The organism is Streptomyces sp. VNUA24 (assembly GCF_029167005.1).
In the GTDB taxonomy this organism is placed as follows: Bacteria; Actinomycetota; Actinomycetes; order Streptomycetales; family Streptomycetaceae; genus Streptomyces; species Streptomyces scabiei.
The window spans coordinates 6,719,234-6,733,819 of sequence record NZ_CP119143.1; the positions used below are offsets into that span (position 1 = coordinate 6,719,234).

Sequence of the window (14,586 nt, forward strand, 5' to 3'; positions counted from 1 at the left end):
CTTTTCCGCTCGGGGGAGCGGTACGACAGAGCGACATCGCAGCCAGAGCAGGTCACACAGAACGCCGCAGGGGGCTACCGCCATGACGACAGGTCGGCTCGGGCAGCAAGCCGCGCCGCCGAACGCGGCCTACGCCGGGCAGGTCGTGCAGTTCCCGGACCCCGTCCGGGCCGCGCGTCATCCGAGGGGTGTCCGTGTCGACGCGCACGGCTATCCGGACTTCTCGCCCTACGCGCGTGCCGCGGCGGAGATCGCCGATCCTCCGGAAGGGTTCGGGGTGGACGAGCTGCGGTTGACGGACTACGTGTCCGCGAACGCGGCGCTGGCGGCGACCGGGCACGAGTTGTGGGACACGATCCCGCCGGTGGCGACGCCACACGGCTGGACGTGGCACCACGCGCCGGGCGGCCGGCGGCTGGAGCTGGTGCCGGTCGAGGTGAAGGCGCTGCTGCGGCACCACGGTGGTATCGCGACGGCGCGCGTGGACCAGCACAAGCGGGGCACGCGGCCGTTGCAGGAGACCCGGCCGGCGCACTTCGGGCTGCCGAAGTCGTCGGCGGTGGCGGTGACCGAGGCGCAGGTGCAGGGGGTCGAGGAGGATCTCGGGTACCGGCTGCCGGGTGCGTACCGGTCGTTCCTGAAGGCGGCGGGCGGTTGTGCGCCCGTCGGGGCGGCGCTGGACGCGGAGCTGGGGCTGCTGGTCGACCAGCCGTTCTTCACGGTGCGGGACGAGGCCGCGGTCAACGATCTGGTGTACGTCAACAAGTGTCTGCGGGACCACCTCACCAAGGATTACCTGGCCGTGGCGTTCGCGCAGGGCGGGATTCTCGCGGTGAAGGTGAAGGGCGACCGGATCGGGTCGGTCTGGTTCTGCGCGTACGACGACGCCCGTGACGTCGATCCGTCGTGGCCGCCGGCCGAGCGGGTGGAGCGGCTGCTGCTCCCCGCGGGTGCGGACTTCGACGCGTTCCTGGCCCGGCTGGCGGGCAATCCGCCGGAGTTGGAGACGGTGGCCAACCTGATGGTGGACGGTGGCTTCGCGCAGGCCGTGCCGGTCGCCGCGGGCGCCGCCGCGTCCTCGGTGGGGGAGTGAGTTTTCGATGGTGACGTTCGCTCAGGCGCAGGAGCGCGCCGAGGAGTGGATCAACGGGGATCTGCCGGCGTACCAGCACCGTGAGGTGCGGGTGCGGGAGTTCGATCTCGGGTTCGTGGTGTGGGCCGAGGACCGTGCGGACGGTCCGCGGTCCGACGGTGGCGCGCAGCGGCTGGTGATCGCCCGGGACAGCGGGGATGCCACGTTGTGGCCGTCGTTGCCGGTGGGTGAGGTGATCCGCCGGTTCGAGGAGGAGTACGGCCGGGTGGACGAGGCTCCGGCTCCCGCGCCGGTGCCGGCGGCCCGGGTGGATCTGAACCAGACGTCGTTCCTGCTGACTCCGCCGGAGTGGCTGCAGGAGGCGGCGGACCGGATGGGGATCCCGGATCACCGCGCGGGTGCCCGGGACGACGCTTCGGACGGTGCGGGGTCCCGTGCGGCGGCCGCTGCGGCCGACGGTCCGGGCGGGTCGGGCTCGGTGGGCGCCGACGGGGCGTCCGGGGGCGGTGGTGCGCTGCCCGAGACGCTGGCGGGGCCGGTGGGGCAGTCTTCCTCCGGCGGTCGTGGGGTGTCCGACGCGCCGGCCGACGCCACGCCGTGGCCCGCCGCCGCGTCGGCGGAGGACGAGGTGCGGGACGCGGTGCCGCCGCCGAGGGAGACCGAGCCGCAGGACGAGGTCCCCGGGGTGCCCGACGGGGCGACGCCGTGGGCGGGCACGGACACCAACGCCGATGCCGGGGACGACCGTTCGGTGCCGCTGCCGGAGACGGTGTTCGCGCGGCAGCTGACCGAGGTGAGCGACGAGGACGACGCTCCGGCGCCCAACGCGCTGCCGGACGCGCAGACCGCGCTGATCTCCGGCGGCAGCCGGCTTCCCCGGACGGCCGTGTCGCCGGTCCTGGGCGGCCCCGGCTCCGCGCCGGGCACGCCGGGCGCCCCGGCGCAGCAGCAGCCGTCGGGTCCGGGGACCCCGCCGCCGGGCGGGCAGTCGTACGGGTATCCGCAGGGGCCGGGTGGCCCGCAGGGTCCGGGGACCCCGCCGCCCGGTGCGCAGTCGTACGGGTATCCGCAGGGGCCCGGTGGCGCGCAGGGTCCTGGTACGCCGCCGGGGCGTGCGCCGGCGCCCCATGCCGGTGACATCGCCGACGCGGCCACGAGCAAGGCGGCGCCGCCGCGCCGGGGCGGTGGGCCCGGTGTGCCGCCGCCCCCGGCTCCGCCCGGTGCCCCGGGTGCTCCGGGCGGTACGCCTCCGCCGCCGTCCGGGCCCGGTGCGCCGGGTACCCCGGCGGGCGGGTACGTGCCGACCCAGCTGGTCTCCGCCCTCGGCCCGAACGGGCCGGAGAGCCTTCCCGGTGCTCCGGGGCAGCCCGGTGGTCCGGGTGCGCCCGGTGCCCCCGGGGTGCCGAATCCGCCCGGGGGCACGCCCGCCGGGGGGATGCACCACGCGGCCACCATGCTCGCCGGGCCCGCCGTGGGCGGTCCGGGCGCGCCGCTGCCGCCGGGTCCGCCCGGCGCTCCGGGGCAGCCGGGTGTGCCCGGGGCTCCCGGTCACCCCGGGGCTCCCGGTCACCCCGGGGCTCCCGGTCAGCCGAGTGGCCCCGGCGGCCCCGCTGGTCCCGGGCCCGTGCACCATGCCGAGACGATGCTGGCCGGGCCTGCCGTGGGCGGTCCGGGCGCGCCCGGGATGCCGCCGGGCGCGCACCCGGGGATGCCCGGTCGTCCAGGGCAGCCGGGGCCGGTGCCCGGTCCGCCGATGGGTGCCCCGCCGGCGTACGGCTATCCGCAGCCGCCCGTGGGTCAGCCCGCCGTCGGTCCCGGTTACCAGGCCGTGCTGCGGTTCCGGGCGCCGGACGGTTCCGAGCAGCAGGTGATCCGGCGTTCGGCGCCGGGGACGCCGCACCCGGAGTGGCAGATCTTCCATGAGCTGCGGGGCATGAACATCCCGCCGGAGGCGGTGCTGGAGCTGCACACGGAGCTGGAGTCGTGCGAGCTGCCGGGGGCGTACTGCGCGCGGATGATCCGTGAGCAGTGGCCGAACGCCCGCATCACGTCCATCGCGCCGTACGGCAAGGACCACGCGAGCCGCCAGCAGGGCATGGCCCAGCTCATCGCCCACCAGGGTGAGTTGCACCAGGTGGCGGACGGTCCGGCCCGGCACGCGCCGGTGCGGGCGCCCCTGCATCCGGTGCAGCCGGCGCCGCCGGTCCCGCCGGAGGCGATCGGTCAGGAGATGGCGGCGGCGTTCGGGCCGGGGGTGTTCCGGTTCGACCAGCAGGCGGTGTCGCGGCAGGGCGTTCCGCCGATCGTGGCGCACACGCTGGTCGTGGCCGGGCTGCCGGTCGACATGGGCCCGTTCTTCTGGGCGCAGGCCCAGCCGGGCCGTCCGGTGCCGACGCTGGCGGAGCTGGCGCAGGAGCGGGGGGTGCAGCCGGCGGCCGACGCGGGGTCGTACCTGGTGATGGGCAGCGACTTCGGCAAGGCGCTGTGTGTGCAGTACGGCACGGCGAACATCGTGGCCGTGCCGGTCGAGGCGGGGCCGGGCGGTGCGCCCGTGCCGCCGCAGTTCGTGAACACCGGTCTGCCGGAGTTCGCGCGCTGCCTGGCGCTGCTCGGCCGGATGTGGCGGCTGCGGTTCGGGCTCAACCAGGAGCAGGCGGGCCGCTGGACCGTCGACTTCCAGGCGCAGCTCGCCGCGCTCGACCCGGCGGCGCTCGCCTCGCCGGAGAGCTGGTGGTCGGTGCTGCTGGAGCAGATGTGGGACGGGTTGCTGTGATCCGTCGCGGCTGACGCCGCCGCGCCACGCGCGCGTGTGCCGAGGGCCCGGCCCGGTCGTACGAGACCGGGGCCGGGCCCTTCGCGTGCGCCGGCCGCCCCCGCCCGGGCCCCTGCTCCTGTCCGGCGCACGCGGGTCCTCCCGTGACCCTCGCACGGAGTGTCGCGTTATGAACCTTTCTGTCCGATCCATCAAGATGTGCGCGAAATCATCATTTCGTGTGCGTCCGGCGGAGAGGGCCCAGCATGAGCAGCGCACCGACGGCACCCCATGACTTCGCGTTCGACGTCGTACGGCGCGGCTACCGCACCGACCAGGTCGACGCCCACACGGCGGCCCTGTCGCGGGACCGGGACGCCGCGTGGGAGCGGGCCGCCCGGCTGACCGTGCTGGCCCGGGAGATGGGCATCGAACGAGACCGGCTGCACGAGACGGTCGCCGGACTGACCCCGCAGACGTACGAGGCACTCGGCGAGGGGGCCCGGCAGCTGTTCTCCCTCGGTGCCGAGGAGGCCGCGGCCGTGCGCGAGCGCGGCCGTGAGGGCGCCCGGCGGATCGTCGCCGAGGCGGAGGAGACGGGGCTGCGGCTGCGGGAGGCGGCGGAGGCATACGCCGACGAGGTGCGCGGCGAGGCCGAGGAGCGGGCCCGGCAGGTGGTGCTGGCCGCCCGGGCCGAGGCCGACGAGCTGCGCATCGAGGCCCGGCGCGGGGTGAAGGAGGGGCGCGGCGAGGCGCTGGCCGCGCTGCGGGAGGTGCGGGAGCGGACCGAGGGGATGCTCACCGAGCTGGCCAAGGAGTACGACGAGCGGGTGGCCGGCATCGAGCGGGAGGTGGCCGAACGGGAGGCCGCGTTCGACGCGGGGCTGGCCGAACGGGTGGCTCGGGCGGAGGCCGCCCTCGCCGAGGCGGAGCGGGAGTTCGAGGCGGCGGAGGCCGATGCCGTACGGATGCAGGACGACGCGGAGGAGCGGGCCGCCGAGGCGCTGGCGGAGGCGCGGCGGCGGGAGGAGTGGGTGGTGCGGGAGACGGAGCGGGTGTTGCGGGAGCACGGGGAGAGGTGGGACGAGGTGCGGGCGCAGATGGACTGCATCCGGGACAGCCTGTCGGCGCTGACGGATTAGGTCGCGGGCGCGGCAGGGGGTGGGGGGTGCGGTTTCGTGGGCGGGTGCGGGTCCGGTGGGGGCTGGTCGCGCAGTTCCCCGCGCCCCTAAAGGCATCAGGCCCCGCGGGCCTGAAAAGCGACGGCCCTGCGGGCCTGAAAGCCCAGGCCCCGCGTGCCTGAAGAGCGACGGCCTGCGGGCCTGAAAAGCACGGGGCGCAGCCCCTGCTTTTCAGGGGCGCGGGGAACTGCGCGACCAGCCCCCACTCACCCGCACCCGCCCACGAACCCCGCACCCCCCACCCCCTCAGGCGCCCCCGTCCCGCCGCGCACCCCCCGCCAGGATCCACCCCTCCACCGCCTCGTACTGCCGACGCTGCTCCCCGGCCCGCTCCCCGCCGGAGGCCACCGTGCCGAGCCAGCCCGCGAGGAAGCCCAGCGGGATGGAGACGAGGCCGGTGGTGGTGAAGGGGAACCAGTTGAAGTCGGCGCGCGGGAACGCCGAGTAGGGGGAGCCGGAGACCAGGTTGGTGCCGGTCATGAGGACGAGGACCGAGAGGCTGCCGCCGACGAGGGTCCACATCAGCCCCGTACGGGTGTACCGGCGCCAGAAGAGCCCGTAGACGAGCGCGGGCGCGATCGCGGAGGCGCCGAGGCAGAAGGAGAGGGTGACCAGCGGCTGGAGGTTGCGGTGCTGGACCAGCGTGGCGAGGAGGATCGCCGTGACGCCGACCGCGCCCGCCGAGAGCCGGGCGACGGTCATCTCGCGGCGCGGGGTGAGGGGGCGGGGGGCGCAGGCCGCGAAGACGTCGTGGGCGAGGGAGTTGGCGCAGGCGAGGATCATCCCGGCCACGGAGGCGAGGAGGGTCAGGAAGACCGCCGTGGTGACCGTGGTGAAGAGCAGGGTCTCCGCCGTGGACACCTCCGTGCCGAACGCCGCCATGGAGCCCAGCAGATAGGCCGTGTTGCCCTGCGGGTCGGCCCCCGCGATCGCCTCGCGGCCGATCAGGGCCGTCGCCCCGAAGCCGATCACCGAGATGATCAGGACGAAGAGGGCGACGGAGGGCACCGCCCAGGACAGCGAGCGGCGGACCTGGCGGGCGCTGTTCGCCGTGTACATGCGCATGGTGACGTGCGGCAGGCAGGCGCCGCCGAGGACGACCGTCAACTGGGCGCTGATCATGTCGAGTTCGGGGTGCGGGCCGCCGGAGAACTGCAGCCCGGAGCTGAGGTAGCCGCTGCCGATACCGCTCCGCTCGGCCGCCGTGCCGAGCAGCAGACCGGGGTCCCAGTCGAACTTGTCCAGGATCAGTACGGAGATCAGCGCGCCGGAGCCGAGCAGCATCACGATCTTGATGATCTGGATGAGGGCGGTGCCCTTCATGCCGCCGATCGCCGCGTAGCCGATCATCAGCGCGCCGACGACCACCACGACACCGGTCTTCAGGCTGTCGCCGGAGAAACCGAGGACGAACGCCAGCAGGTCGCCGGTGCCTGCCAGTTGGACCAGCATCATGGGCATCAGCGCGGCGATGGTCACGACGCAGGCGACGATCCGTACGGACCGGCCGGGCATCCGCCGGGCCAGCGCGTCGCCCATCGTGAACCGGCCCGCGTTGCGCAGGGGTTCGGCCAGCAGGAACATCAGCAGCATCAGGGACAGGGCCGTGCTGAGGGCGAGGACGACACCGTCGTAGCCGAAGAGGGCGATCACTCCGCCGGTGCCCAGCACCGTCGCCGCCGAGATGTAGTCGCCCGCGATGGCGAGGCCGTTGCGCAGGGGGGAGAGGGAGCTGTAGCCGGTGTAGAACTCGTCGAGGTCGTCCCGGTCCGGGCCCGTCATCACGCAGAGCAGCAGGGTGATCGTCGCGACCGCCGTGAACCCGACGAGCGACATGGCCCGGGCCGACCCGCTGAACTCGGCGAGGCCGCCCGCGGCGGTGGTCAGGGGGGTGAAGGTGGTCATCGGGCGGCCCCCCGCCGCGCGTCCGCCGCCGCCAGTTCGCGGATGCGGTCGGCCAGCGGGTCGACCCGGTGGCGCGCGGTGTGCTCGTACAGCCAGATGGCCAGACAGGTCACCGGGACCTGGAGCAGGCCGAGCAGCAGGCCCGTGGAGAGTCCGCCGCTGACCTCGCTCGTCATGAACGACGGGGCGAACGCGGACAGGACGAGGAAGAGCACGAAGTAGCCCAGCGCGGCCAGCGTCGCCACCCGCCGCTGCCAGCGGTACGCGCTGCGCAGCACCCGCAGGTCGCTGTGGTGACCGAGGGGCGGGTGAGTGCGGGCGGACCGGGGGCCCGGGTCCGCGGCCGGCTCCTGGGGGTCCCAGGGGTAGGTCCGGTACGAGGGGGACGAGGTGTGCGGAGGGTACGGCGTGTGCGGCGGGCGGTACGGCGGCTGGTGCGGGGGTGACGAGAAGGCGTCGGTCATCCCTTGGTCTCCTTGCGCGGCTCGGGTCCTTCGTGGACCGCGGGGAGCGGGGGGCGGGCGTGAACGCTACTCGGGGGTGCGGCGGTGCGCGAGCGTTTCGACAAACTGATCGGTCGGTATGCGCTTACTAGACGCATCTCACGCTGACCTGGGGTGTTACCCGGATTAACTCAGGTTTTTGAACGAGGGTCAGGAGTGTCGGCGGCGAGTACCGGGAACCTGCGCGGTGCCACCAGCAGCACCAGGAACGCCACCGTCGCCGCGCAGGCCGCGCCCAGGTAGACGGCGTGGACCGCGTCCGCGAGCGCGCGGCGGACCGGTTCGGCGGCCGCGTCGCCCGCGCCGAGGGACCGGGTGACGCCGTCCAGGTCTCCCGCGCCCCCGAGCCGGGAGGCCAGCACCCCGTTCGCGACCGCGCCGAAGGCCGCGGCCCCCAGCGTCTGCCCGGTCTGGCGGCAGAAGAGGATCGACGCGGTGGCCGTGCCGCGCTCCTCCCACGCCACCGTCGACTGGACGCCGATGATCAGCGGGAGCTGGAAGAGGCCCAGCGCGGCGCCCAGCAGGAGCATCAGCAGCACCGGCTGCCATGCCTCGCCCGGGTAGGGCAGCAACGGGAAGGCGAACAGGAGCGCCGCGGCCGCGGCGATGCCGAGCAGCGCCGTGTCGCGGAAGCCGATGCGGCGGTAGACGTGCTGGCTGAGGGCCGCCGACACCGGCCAGCTCAGCGTCCAGACGGAGACCACGAACCCGGCGGCCACCGGCGCCAGCCCCAGCACCGACTGGGCGTAGGTCGCGAGGAACACCGTCGGCGCGACCATCAGCAGACCCAGCGCTCCGAGCGCCAGGTTCACCGACGCGATCGTGCGCCGGCGCCACACCCAGCCGGGGATGATCGGTTCGGCCGCCCGGCGCTCGATCAGCACCAGCAGGGCGATCAGGGCGGCCCCCGTGCCGAGCAGGGTGAGCGAGGGCGGCGAGAGCCAGGCCCAGGCCACCCCGCCCTGCACCAGGGCCAGCAGCAGCGCCCCGCCGCCGGCGAAGACGGTCAGGGTGCCGGCCCAGTCCACCCGGGGGCGGCCCGTCGACTCCCGCCGTGGCTCGTGGAGATGACGGACGAGCAGCCACAACGCCGCCGCGCCGAGCGGGAGGTTGACGAGGAAGATCCACCGCCAGTCCGCGTACGCCGCCAGGACGCCGCCCACCCCGGGGCCCGCCACCGCCGACACCGCCCACACCGTGGACAGCCTGGCCTGGATCCTGGGCCGCTCCTCCAAGGGGTAGAGGTCGGCCGCCAGCGTCTGGACCGTGCCCTGCAGCGCCCCGCCGCCCAGGCCCTGGACGACGCGGAAGGCGATCAGGGAACCCATGTTCCAGGCCAGCGCGCACAGCAGGGAGCCCAGCAGGAACAGGACCGCCCCCACGACCAGCACCGGCTTGCGGCCGAAGGTGTCGGAGAGCTTGCCGTAGACGGGCAGGGTGACGGTGACGGCGAGCAGATAGCCGGAGAACAGCCAGGAGAACACGGAGAAGCCGCCGAGGTCGGCGACGATCTGCGGGACGGCGGTCGACACGATCGTGGAGTCCAGCGCCGCCAGACCCATGGCCAGCATCAGGGCGGCGGTGACGGCCCCTCGCCGGTCGGGTCCGGTGCGCCGTGCCGTGTCGCGCAGGACGGGGCGTATGTCGTCCACCGGATTGCCGCCCACGGAATCGTCGTCCACCGGATGCCTTCCCCTTGCACCTATCTGCCGCCGACCACCATGCCATTGACCCTCACGCCACGGCAGGGTGCAGCCTGGTCGCGGCGCGGGGAGGAGGCCGACCCCGAGACCGTCTCCTCCCGCCGGGCGACAACCCCTAGGGGTACCTCCGCACTACGGCTGGGGACGGGTTCGTACCGACGGAGGAGGAGACCGGGCACCTGCCGTCCTTAACCTGGCTTTACGCCGCTGGGGGGCGGTGTACCGGACCGGTGGGGGTGGGGTTTTCCCCAGCAGAAGACTGCGCTGGGCACCAGCGCGCCGGGCCCCCTCCGCAGGCCAGACTCAGCAGCACAGCACAGCACAGCACAGCACCGCGTACGGCCCGGCACCACGCTCGTACGGCTCGCCCACTGAGCAACGGAACCATCCGCTGCCCGACTTAGGAGACATACCGTGACATCGGCTGTGACCATCACCAGGCACGGGGGTACTGGAGGGACTACGGCCGTTGCCGCGCGGGCGCGGCAGGTCGTCAAGGCGTACGGGTCCGGGGAGACCCGCGTCGTCGCCCTCGACCACGTGGACGTGGACATCGCGCGGGGCCAGTTCACCGCGATCATGGGCCCCTCGGGGTCCGGCAAGTCCACCCTCATGCACTGCCTCGCCGGACTCGACACCGTGTCGTCGGGTCAGATCTACCTCGACGACACCGAGATCACCGGGCTCAAGGACAAGAAGCTCACGCAACTGCGCCGGGACCGGATCGGGTTCATCTTCCAGGCGTTCAACCTGCTGCCCACGCTGAACGCGATAGAGAACATCACGCTCCCGATGGACATCGCGGGACGCAAGCCGAACAAGGAGTGGCTGGGCCGGGTCGTCGACACCGTCGGCCTGAGCGACCGGCTCAAGCACCGGCCCACCCAGCTCTCCGGCGGCCAGCAGCAGCGCGTCGCCGTGGCCCGGGCGCTGGCCGCCCGGCCGGAGATCATCTTCGGTGACGAGCCGACCGGCAACCTGGACTCCCGGGCCGGCGCCGAGGTCCTGGGCTTCCTGCGCAGGTCGGTCGACGAGCTGGGCCAGACCATCGTGATGGTCACCCACGACCCGGTGGCCGCCTCTTACGCGGACCGGGTGCTGTACCTGGCGGACGGCCGCATCGTCGACGAGATGCTCAAGCCGACCGCCGACACCGTGCTGGACCGGATGAAGGACTTCGACGCCCGGGGGCGTACGTCATGACCGTCATGAAGACCTCGATGCGCAACTTCTTCGCGCACAAGGGGCGGATGGCGCTCTCGGCCATCGCGGTCATGCTGTCGGTGGCGTTCGTGACGGGGACCCTGGTCTTCACCGACACGATGGGCACCACGTTCGACAAGCTGTTCGCGGCCACCTCCTCCGACGTCACGGTCAGCGCCAAGGGCGCCTCGGACAGCGGGGAGACGCGGTCCGACACCGGCAAGCCGCCGGTCATGCCGGCGTCGGTCGTGGACAAGGTGGGTGACGCGGACGGCGTGAAGTCGGCCGAGGGGACCGTCTTCTCCACCTCGGTCACGGTCGTCGACGCCGACAAGGACAACCTCTCGCCCACCAGCGGCGCCCCGACCATCGTCGGCAACTGGAACGCCAACGACGCCCGCACCATGAAGATCTCCTCCGGTGCGGCGCCCCGCGGCCCGGACCAGATCATGGTCGACGCGGACACCGCCGACAAGCACGACCTGAAGCTCGGCGACGAGATCGGCGTGATCAGCGCGGTCGGCACGCATGAGGCGAAGGTCTCCGGCATCGCCGACTTCCAGGTCACCAACCCCGGCGCCGCGATCTTCTACCTCGACACCGCCACCGCCCAGAAGACCCTCGTCGGCGAGACCGGTGTCTACACCAACGTCAACGTCACCGCCGCCGCCGGCTTCACGGACGCGCAGGTGAAGAAGAACGTCTCCGCCGAACTGGGCGGCGGCTACAAGGTGCAGACCGCCAAGGAGGTCGCGGACGCCAACGCCAAGGACGTCGGCGAGTTCATGGGCGTGATGAAGTACGCCATGCTCGGCTTCGCCGGGATCGCCTTCCTCGTCGGCATCTTCCTCATCATCAACACCTTCTCGATGCTGGTCGCCCAGCGCACCCGCGAGATCGGCCTGATGCGGGCCATCGGCTCCAGCCGCGGCCAGGTCAACCGGTCGGTGCTCGTCGAGGCGCTGCTCCTGGGCGTGTTCGGCTCGGTCCTCGGTGTCGCCGGCGGTGTCGGCCTCGCCATCGGGCTGATGAAGCTGATGAGCGCCACCGGCATGAACCTGTCCACCGACGACCTCACCATCGCCTGGACCACCCCGGCGGTCGGCCTGCTCCTGGGCATCGTCGTCACCGTCCTCGCCGCCTACGTGCCCGCCCGGCGCGCCGGCAAGGTCTCCCCCATGGCCGCCCTGCGCGACGCCGGAGCACCGCTGGACGCCAAGGCCGGCCTCGTCCGGGCCGTGCTCGGTCTCCTGCTGACCGGCGCCGGCGGGTTCTGCCTCTACCTCGCCTCCGCCGCCGACAAGGCGAGCGAGGGGTCGATGTGGCTCGGCGGCGGGGTCGTCCTGTCCCTCATCGGCTTCGTCGTCATCGGCCCGCTGCTGGCCGGCGCGGTGGTGCGGGTGCTGGGCGCGGTGGTCCTGCGGGCCTTCGGACCCGTCGGCCGGATGGCCGAGCGCAACGCGCTGCGCAACCCCCGCCGCACGGGGGCCACCGGCGCCGCCCTGATGATCGGCCTCGCCCTGGTCGCCTGCCTGTCGGTCGTCGGCTCCTCCCTGGTCGCCTCGGCCACCGAGCAGCTCGACAAGACGGTCGGCACGGACTTCATCATCCAGTCCGACCGCGGTGAGCTGATCACCCCGCAGGCCGTCGAGGCCGCGCGCTCCGCGAAGGGCATCAAGAGCCTCACCGAGTACAAGTGGACCCAGGCCGACTTCACCACCCCCGACGGCAAGACGCTCAAGGACACGGCGATCACCGCCGCCGACCCGAGCTACGCCACCGACCTCGCCACCGAGGTCGTCGCGGGCAAGCTGGCCGACGCGTACAGGCCCGACTCGATGTCCGTCCACGAGAAGTTCGCGAAGGACCACGACGTCCGGCTCGGCTCCAAGATCGCCGTGGCCTTCAAGGACGGCCGCACGGCCGACCTGACCGTCCGCGCCATCACCAGCAGCGACGTCGTCATCGACGCCGGGGCCATGTACACCTCCATCGACACGATGGCCAGGTACGTGCCGGCCGACAGGATGCCCCTCGACCAGCTGCTCTTCGCCTCGGCGAAGGAGGGCCAGGACGCGGCCGCGTACACGTCCCTCAAGGACGCGCTGCACGACTACCCGCAGTACGAGGTCCGTGACCAGACGGACTACAAGGAGGCCCTGAAGGGCCAGATCGACCAGCTCCTCAACATGATCTACGGCCTGCTCGCCCTGGCGATCATCGTCGCGATCCTGGGAGTCGTGAACACGCTGGCCCTGTCGGTGGTCGAACGGACGCGTGAGATCGGTCTGATGCGCGCCATCGGCCTCTCCCGCCGCCAGCTGCGCCGCATGATCCGCCTGGAGTCGGTCGTCATCGCCCTCTTCGGCGCGCTCCTCGGCCTGGGGCTGGGCATGGGCTGGGGCGCGACCGCGCAGCAGCTCCTCGCCCTGGAGGGCCTGAACGTCCTCGACATCCCGTGGCCGACGATCATCGGGGTCTTCATCGGCTCGGCCTTCGTGGGCCTGTTCGCCGCGCTGGTCCCGGCGTTCCGGGCGGGCCGGATGAACGTGCTGAACGCGATCGCCACCGACTAGCCACCGGGCACGGGGGGCCCGGGAACGGGGGAACGGGGAACGGGGGAAACCGGGGGAGGGCCCGGCGTCCGGAGGCGAAGGCTTCCGGGCGCCGGGCTCCACCCGTTTCAGGAGGCTCCTCGCTCCGGGGACGTGCGCTTCAGCAGCACGAACCCCTGGATGACGCCCCGCAGCGCATACGTGTCGCGGGGATGGAGCTGCCGGGCGTACGCGGGGACGTCCTTCACCCAGCCCGTGCGGTTGTTGAAGGCGATGTAGTCGGGCGCGAGCTTCCCGGTCCGGCCGATCCAGAAGACGCGGCAGCGGGAGGTGAGCCGGCTGATGGGGCCGATGTTGACCTCGACGGTGGCTCCGTCGGGGATGGTGCCCAGCAGCCTCTCCACGGCCCCGACCTCGGCCGGGACACGATAGGCGGACCCCTCGGTGAGGGTGCCCAGGGGCAGTGAGGGCGTCAGCGCGACGGAGGCCGCGAGGACGGCGGCGGGCAGATGCAGGGCGTACGAGCGCAGCCACGGGCGGAGGCTGTGACGGGCGCCGGGCAGCGCGTCGACGAGCGCGAGGAAGAGCATCGGCATCAGGACGGCGCTGTAGTGCCAGGCCGTGCCCCAGTAGTTGTGGTCGGAGGCGACGAACCGCCAGCCCAGGGTGGGCAGGACGGCGAGGACGAGCGGGGAGCGCAGGGCGAGCAGCCCGCTGGTCGGGATCAGCACCCACAGGACCGTACGGATCTTGACGTCCAGGCCGTCGAGCGGGCCCCCGCCGCCGACCTTCGCCAGGTAGTCGGAGGAACCGGCGGTGTTGAAGGCCGGGATGAGCACGGTGAACGCGAGCAGGGTGGCGAGCGCGCCGAACACCGCGACCGCGAGGGCGTACGGCACCACCCGGGGCGCGCCGTGGCGCCGGGCCCGGAGTGCGACGACGGCCGCGACGACCGCCAGCGTCAGCCCCTGGTCCTCCTTGACCAGGACCAGGGGCAGCCCCCAGAGCAGCGCGGCGCGCCACCGCCGGGCGAGCAGCGCCTCCAGGGAGAAGGCGATCAGCGGCACCGCGAAACAGATCTCGTGGAAGTCGAAGTCCACGGCGTTCTGCAGCCCCCACGACAGCCCGTACGCCACCCCCAGGGCGAGCCCCCGCGCGCGCCCCAGCGCCCGGGTGGCCGCACGGGTCACCGGCACCGCCGACAGCGCGAACAGCGCCGCCTGCACGACCAGCAGCGTCACGGACGTGGGGAACAGCCGGTAGAACGGCGCGAGCAGCATGGTGACCGGGCTGAAGTGGTCCCCGAGCACGTTGTACCCCGGCCCCTTCAGCTCGGCGATCGGCGCCTGGAAGTGCGCGTACGCCCGCACGGTCTGCTCGTAGATGCCCAGGTCGTACGAACGGGTCCCCATCCGCAGGTACCGCCCGACCGACACCGTCGCGTACGCCACGAAGAACAGGAACGCGAGCACGTACGGCTCCCGGCCCACGAGCGGGAGACGCCGGTCACGGGCCGGTGCGGCCACCGCGACCGGCCCCGGTATGAGCGCCGGACCCGACGACTCCGTGGACGGGGCGCTCGATGCCATGGGTACTCACGTTCGACAGGGGACAGGGGCGCCCATAGAGACTAGGCGCCCCTGGAAAGCAGTGGGCGCAGCCCCTGCTTTCCAGGGGCGCGGGGAACTGCG

General features: G+C 73.1%; 9 protein-coding genes. 5 read left to right on the top strand and 4 right to left on the bottom strand.

Annotated elements, in window-relative coordinates:
- The first annotated feature begins 82 nt into the window (after positions 1-82).
- From PYR72_RS28830 to PYR72_RS28840, 3 genes are all read left to right on the top strand, one after another.
- Positions 83-1,093 carry an SMI1/KNR4 family protein gene (locus PYR72_RS28830; RefSeq protein WP_013003033.1) on the top strand — a complete coding sequence of 337 codons (1,011 nt, stop codon included), beginning with the start codon at positions 83-85 and terminating at the stop codon, positions 1,091-1,093.
- Positions 1,094-1,100: 7 nt separating this feature from the next.
- Complete coding sequence (locus PYR72_RS28835; protein ID WP_275457999.1) at positions 1,101-3,866, top strand: SUKH-4 family immunity protein; 2,766 nt, start codon at positions 1,101-1,103, stop codon at positions 3,864-3,866.
- 245 nt (positions 3,867-4,111) lie between these two features.
- The gene (locus PYR72_RS28840) at positions 4,112-4,987 is read left to right on the top strand and encodes a cellulose-binding protein (RefSeq protein ID WP_275458000.1); all 876 of its coding nucleotides are present in this window, start codon (positions 4,112-4,114) and stop codon (positions 4,985-4,987) included.
- Between the two features lie 285 nt (positions 4,988-5,272).
- Here PYR72_RS28840 and PYR72_RS28845 read toward each other — a convergent pair whose 3' ends face one another.
- From PYR72_RS28845 to PYR72_RS28855, 3 genes are all read right to left on the bottom strand, one after another.
- The gene (locus PYR72_RS28845; RefSeq protein WP_275458001.1) at positions 5,273-6,931 is read right to left on the bottom strand and encodes a cation acetate symporter; all 1,659 of its coding nucleotides are present in this window, start codon (positions 6,929-6,931) and stop codon (positions 5,273-5,275) included.
- Positions 6,928-7,395, bottom strand: a complete 468-nt coding sequence (locus PYR72_RS28850) for a DUF485 domain-containing protein (protein WP_275458002.1) — start codon at positions 7,393-7,395, stop codon at positions 6,928-6,930. Before PYR72_RS28850 ends, PYR72_RS28845 begins: the two co-directional genes overlap by 4 nt.
- A gap of 170 nt (positions 7,396-7,565) precedes the next feature.
- Positions 7,566-9,086 carry an MFS transporter gene (locus PYR72_RS28855; RefSeq protein ID WP_275460547.1) on the bottom strand — a complete coding sequence of 507 codons (1,521 nt, stop codon included), beginning with the start codon at positions 9,084-9,086 and terminating at the stop codon, positions 7,566-7,568.
- Positions 9,087-9,551: 465 nt separating this feature from the next.
- On the opposite strand from PYR72_RS28855, the gene PYR72_RS28860 reads away from it, so the two are divergent.
- Together PYR72_RS28860 and PYR72_RS28865 are read left to right on the top strand one after the other, a co-directional pair.
- The gene (locus tag PYR72_RS28860; protein WP_275458003.1) at positions 9,552-10,340 is read left to right on the top strand and encodes an ABC transporter ATP-binding protein; all 789 of its coding nucleotides are present in this window, start codon (positions 9,552-9,554) and stop codon (positions 10,338-10,340) included.
- Positions 10,337-12,916 carry an FtsX-like permease family protein gene (locus tag PYR72_RS28865; protein WP_275458004.1) on the top strand — a complete coding sequence of 860 codons (2,580 nt, stop codon included), beginning with the start codon at positions 10,337-10,339 and terminating at the stop codon, positions 12,914-12,916. The genes PYR72_RS28860 and PYR72_RS28865 overlap by 4 nt, the downstream gene beginning before the upstream one ends.
- A gap of 107 nt (positions 12,917-13,023) precedes the next feature.
- Here PYR72_RS28865 and PYR72_RS28870 read toward each other — a convergent pair whose 3' ends face one another.
- On the bottom strand, positions 13,024-14,484 hold the full coding sequence (locus PYR72_RS28870; protein WP_275458005.1) for a DUF2079 domain-containing protein: 1,461 nt from the start codon (positions 14,482-14,484) through the stop codon (positions 13,024-13,026).
- Positions 14,485-14,586 lie beyond the last annotated feature (102 nt).

Excerpts from the sequence above, each read along its gene's own strand:
- PYR72_RS28830 (WP_013003033.1), top strand. The coding sequence starts at position 83 with ATGACGACAGGTCGGCTCGGGCAGCAAGCCGCGCCGCCGAACGCGGCC.
- PYR72_RS28835 (WP_275457999.1), top strand. The coding sequence starts at position 1,101 with ATGGTGACGTTCGCTCAGGCGCAGGAGCGCGCCGAGGAGTGGATCAAC.
- PYR72_RS28840 (WP_275458000.1), top strand. The coding sequence starts at position 4,112 with ATGAGCAGCGCACCGACGGCACCCCATGACTTCGCGTTCGACGTCGTA.
- PYR72_RS28845 (WP_275458001.1), bottom strand. The coding sequence starts at position 6,931 with ATGACCACCTTCACCCCCCTGACCACCGCCGCGGGCGGCCTCGCCGAG.
- PYR72_RS28850 (WP_275458002.1), bottom strand. The coding sequence starts at position 7,395 with ATGACCGACGCCTTCTCGTCACCCCCGCACCAGCCGCCGTACCGCCCG.
- PYR72_RS28865 (WP_275458004.1), top strand. The coding sequence starts at position 10,337 with ATGACCGTCATGAAGACCTCGATGCGCAACTTCTTCGCGCACAAGGGG.
- PYR72_RS28870 (WP_275458005.1), bottom strand. The coding sequence starts at position 14,484 with ATGGCATCGAGCGCCCCGTCCACGGAGTCGTCGGGTCCGGCGCTCATA.